The sequence below is a fragment of the Bacillus sp. P4_D3 genome (assembly GCF_056401855.1).
On record NZ_JBFUIN010001296.1, the window covers coordinates 1 to 575 of the forward strand.

Sequence of the window (575 nt, forward strand, 5' to 3'; positions counted from 1 at the left end):
CATATAGAATGATGTAAGGGAGGGATGATAAGTTTAGTAGCCGTTTTCCTTTAAGTTATTGTCCAACTTGAATATAGTTATTTATGTTAAAATATTTCGAGTAAAATCAAGTTCTTAACGATTTTATCAAACATTAAACAAAATAATTTAGAAACGAAGAAGGGACAGCACTAAAATGGAAAACGTATCAAATGTAGATAAATTGGAATCAATAAAATCTTTACAATCGACAATCAATAAATTAGAAAATGCTTTGTCGCAGATGACTCAAAAAGGCGCAAATACTACTTTAGTAAAGAAACGACTGAAAGCTGTTTGCATCGGCTTAGCAATGCTAGAAAACGTTTGGAATCAAAGAACCCATCATTACACCCTGGAAGAGTTAGCAGAAGCTCGTAATGTCATTACTGGTTTGCTTCCATCAATTGAGAGGGCGTATGAAAAKTCAAAGGCTGGTAGTCCTCAAAGAACACTTTTAGAAAGAAGAATAAAAGCATTGGAATTTGCTATTCAAGCAATTGATAAATTTTCTAATCAATAACTCATCTAACTACATAACATATTACGGCTTATTT

The 575-nt window shown here is 32.1% G+C and carries 1 protein-coding gene; it reads left to right on the forward strand.

Annotation, left to right across the window (positions count from 1 at the left end):
- Window positions 1-175 precede the first annotated feature (175 nt).
- On the forward strand, window positions 176-541 hold the full coding sequence (locus AC1DTM_RS30910) for a hypothetical protein (RefSeq protein WP_477001756.1): 366 nt from the start codon (window positions 176-178) through the stop codon (window positions 539-541).
- Window positions 542-575 lie beyond the last annotated feature (34 nt).